The following is a 1,040-nucleotide window of genomic DNA, read 5'->3' as shown; positions in this document are numbered from 1 at the left end:
GGAGCCGTCGAAGGTGGGATCGGCGATTGGGACGAAGTCGTAACAAGGTAGCCGTACCGGAAGGTGCGGCTGGATCACCTCCTTTCTAAGGAGCATTCTCCAGGCAAACCATCAGAGGATGGATCTTGTTCTGGCAGAGGCTGTTTGAGCTCCCATTCGTGGAGCCGCAGTTGCTCATGGGTGGAACACTGACTGACTCATCGCATCATGGCCGAGGCAAAGTCCGAGGTCGCGGTGATATACCGACACACTATTGGGTCCTGAAAGAACACGCGAGTGTCTTTCAAGGCGAAAGCAAACGATCCGCTCGGATCTCCTCGAAACCGCTGGCTGCAAGCCGGTCAGGTCCTGGAATTCAATCCGATGCGGGTGTGTTGTTTGAGAACTGCACAGTGGACGCGAGCATCTTTGTTAGTAAGTGTTTAAGAGCGTACGGTGGATGCCTTGGCACCAGGAGCCGATGAAGGACGTAGGAGGCTGCGATAAGCCTCGGGGAGCTGTCAACCGAGCTGAGATCCGAGGATTTCCGAATGGGGAAACCCAGCACGAGTGATGTCGTGTTACCCGCATCTGAATATATAGGGTGTGTGGAGGGAACGTGGGGAAGTGAAACATCTCAGTACCCACAGGAAGAGAAAACAACAGTGATTCCGTGAGTAGTGGCGAGCGAAAGCGGATGAGGCTAAACCGTGTAGATGTGATAGCCGGCAGGCGTTGTCTACGCGGTGTTGTGGGGTCTTCTTTCTCAATTCTGCCGAATTGGGCAACAGTAAGAAACCAAAGTGTTAGTCGAAGTGGTCTGGAACGGCCCGCCATAGACGGTGATAGTCCGGTAGACGAAAACTCTTTGGCTGTTGTAGGAGATACCCGAGTAGCAGCGGGCCCGTGAAATCTGCTGTGAATCTGCCGGGACCACCCGGTAAGCCTGAATACTCCCTGGTGACCGATAGCGGACTAGTACCGTGAGGGAAAGGTGAAAAGTACCCCGGGAGGGGAGTGAAATAGTACCTGAAACCGTGCGCTTACAATCCGTCAGAGCC

Annotated in this window: 2 rRNA genes; both read left to right on the top strand. The window is 54.2% G+C overall.

Features of this window, described 5'->3' with window-relative positions:
* Positions 1 to 85: ribosomal RNA gene (locus ACWF9G_RS34320) — 16S ribosomal RNA — on the top strand; the annotation flags it as partial.
* Positions 86 to 412: 327 nt separating this feature from the next.
* Positions 413 to 1,040: ribosomal RNA gene (locus ACWF9G_RS34315) — 23S ribosomal RNA — on the top strand; the annotation flags it as partial.

It is taken from the genome of Nocardia sp. NPDC055029, from assembly GCF_053608525.1.
This window is presented reverse-complemented; position numbering and strand designations above follow the sequence as displayed.